Source organism: Faecousia intestinalis (genome assembly GCF_040096185.1).
Lineage (GTDB): Bacteria > Bacillota > Clostridia > Oscillospirales > Oscillospiraceae > JAZOXB01.
This window is the reverse complement of the sequence record NZ_JBBMFF010000033.1, coordinates 1-1,315: the sequence shown is the minus strand read 5'-3', so window position 1 is coordinate 1,315 and position 1,315 is coordinate 1. Positions and strand designations below refer to the sequence as shown.

General features: G+C 62.5%; 1 protein-coding gene. It reads left to right on the top strand.

Annotation, left to right across the window (positions count from 1 at the left end):
• The first annotated feature begins 318 nt into the window (after positions 1 to 318).
• Positions 319 to 1,131: a hypothetical protein gene (locus WMO66_RS00340; protein ID WP_349134421.1), complete on the top strand. Its 813-nt coding sequence runs from the start codon at positions 319 to 321 to the stop codon at positions 1,129 to 1,131.
• Positions 1,132 to 1,315 lie beyond the last annotated feature (184 nt).

The window sequence follows — 1,315 nt, the reverse complement described above, 5'->3', positions numbered from 1 at the left end:
CGAGATTGCACCCCAAGGGCACTTCCTCGCGCTTCGCGCTCAGGGCGCCACGTCGCTTCGCTCCTCGCAATGACAAACCTTTGGCTTTCACCGTTTTATCGATAGCCTGCACTGGTCAGCAGCATTGCGCCGGGCCCGGCTGTCCGCTCCCTCTACAGCGCACGGCCGGAGGCCAGCGAATGATTCATTCTTCAGTTTTCAGGATTCATTCTTCATTTAGCACGCGGAGCGTGCGCCCCCGCGCGCCATATTCCCTATTTACAGTCGGGGGATTTTGGTGTAAAATAGAGAGGATATGTCGAAAAGGGGGATGGAGCTATGAACTGTATCCGCTGCGGGCGGCGCATTGCCGAGGGGAAGACCTTCTGCGACGAATGCGCCGGGGTCGTGCGCGAGCCGCTGCCCGACTCCCCCTACACGAGCCTGCACATCGCTCTGCCGAAGCGGACGGACCAGCCGCGGCCCGTGCGCAAGCCGGTCGAGCAGCCCGAAAAGAAAAAGCCGCGCTCCCGCCGCTACCACCGCATGGTGCGGGCGATCGTCTCGCTCGCCCTCGTGTGCGCGGTGCTGGCCGGGTGCTGCGCGTTTGGCGTTTACTACTACCTGACGCACTACCAGCGCGACCGCAACCGCCTTCGCGTGCAGGCCGAGGAGCTGGACCGGCAGGCCGCGTCCGCCGCCCAGACGGCCACGGAGCTTGCCGAGGCGCAGGACGATCTTGCCGCCGCGCAGGAGGAGCTGGCCAGTCAGGCCCGCGACATCGACCGGCTCGAGCAGCAGGTCAACACCTATCAGATGCAGGGCGCGCAGAACGAGCAGTCCCTGCGCGAGCTGCAGGAGGAAAATCTCCGCCTCGTCGACGAGAACGCCGATTACGCCACGCAGATCGACGCGCTGAACGCCCAGCTCAGCAAGCTGAACAGCCGCGTGAGCACCCTGCAGGACAGCAACGCGGCCCTGCAGCAGAAATCTGCGTTTTTCGACGCGCACGTCGCCTTTGTGGAGAACGACGGCACGGATTATTATCACAATTACAGCTGCTCCCACTTCAAAAAGCAGAGCTATTGGGCCTACAGCGTCAACCTCGCCATCGCGCGGGGCTATACCGCCTGTCCCTATTGCGGAGGGTGAGAAAGCGCGCGCTCCGCGCGCGAAATGAAGAATGAATACTGAAGACTGAAGAATGAATCATTAGGGACGGGGACGGCCCGGCGGCGTGCTTACGGCTTGTGCAGGCTGGCAGCATTTACGGCATTGATTTTATGGCGTGAGGCCCCCGAATTTGTCATTGCGAGGAGGCCAACGGCCGACGTGG

Bases quoted from the DNA above. Each gene is read 5' to 3' on its own strand.
- WMO66_RS00340 (WP_349134421.1), top strand. From the start codon at position 319: ATGAACTGTATCCGCTGCGGGCGGCGCATTGCCGAGGGGAAGACCTTC.